Here is an 896-nt window from a genome sequence, read left to right as displayed (position 1 = left end):
GACGGTCGTGGCCGGCAGCATGGATTCGGCGGCGTGGCCGGGGAAGCGGCCGGCGACCTTGATGAGCGCGTTGGACTCCTCAACGCCGGCGGAAAGGATGCCACGGGGGCGGTCCTCGTACAGGGAGTTGCCGGCGGTCAGGCGGCCGTTGGCGATCAGCGCGGAGGCCACCGTGTCGCCGGGGTGGCCCACGTGGCCGATGCCGTCCACGGTATAGTTCAAGGTGGTGTTGCGGTCGATTCGTCCGCCGTGGGTGAGCCTGTTCGGCTGGTTGTTCTGCCCGGTCATCTCTACACGCCTTCCGATGCTGTGGTGGGGCCGGCCTCGGCGGGTGCCAGGGGCTGGGACTTGGACTGTGCGGCCGGCGGGGCGGTCAGGCCTTCAGGTGCCTGTTCGCCCATCCCGTAGACGGCTTGGATTTCATAGCTGACAGTGTCACGGACCATGTTGAACCACTTGCGGCAGCCGGCGGCGTGCACCCAGCGTTCGGCAAACAGCCCTTTCGTGTTCTCGCGGTAGAAGAGGTACTCCGCCCATTCCCGGTTGGAGAGCTGGTCAGGGCTTTCGGGGTAGGCCACGTGGGCCTGCCCGCCGTAGTGGAATTCGGTTTCGTTGCGTGGCCCGCAGTTGGGGCATGAAAACAACAACATTGTGTGTTCCTGGTCTTCCTGTGAGGGGCCGGTTAGTGAGCTACGGCTGCGGCGCCGTGTTCGTCGATGAGGGCGCCGGTTTCGAAACGCTCCAGCGAGAAGGGTTTGTTGAGCTCGTGCGGGGTGCCGGTGGCGATAGTGTGCGCGAACGTCAGCCCCGCCGCGGGTGTGCCCTTGAAACCGCCCGTACCCCAACCGCAGTTCACGAACATGTTCTCTACCGGGGTGGCCCCCACGATGGGCGAA

The 896-nt window shown here is 65.7% G+C and carries 2 protein-coding genes and 1 pseudogene; all 3 read right to left on the bottom strand.

Annotated features, from left to right (window positions below; genetic code table 11):
- Positions 1–288 (bottom strand): 2Fe-2S iron-sulfur cluster-binding protein (locus ACT3TS_RS19715; RefSeq protein WP_444533222.1); only part of this gene is annotated, 288 nt, incomplete at its 3' end.
- Positions 289–290: 2 nt separating this feature from the next.
- Positions 291–650: a sarcosine oxidase subunit delta gene (locus tag ACT3TS_RS19710; RefSeq protein ID WP_444533221.1), complete on the bottom strand. Its 360-nt coding sequence runs from the start codon at positions 648–650 to the stop codon at positions 291–293.
- Positions 651–682: 32 nt separating this feature from the next.
- A pseudogene (locus ACT3TS_RS19705) lies at positions 683–896 on the bottom strand (sarcosine oxidase subunit beta); the annotation flags it as partial.

Origin of the sequence: Specibacter sp. AOP5-B1-6, assembly GCF_052376555.1 — a bacterium.
Taxonomy (GTDB): domain Bacteria; phylum Actinomycetota; class Actinomycetes; order Actinomycetales; family Micrococcaceae; genus Specibacter.
This window is presented reverse-complemented; position numbering and strand designations above follow the sequence as displayed.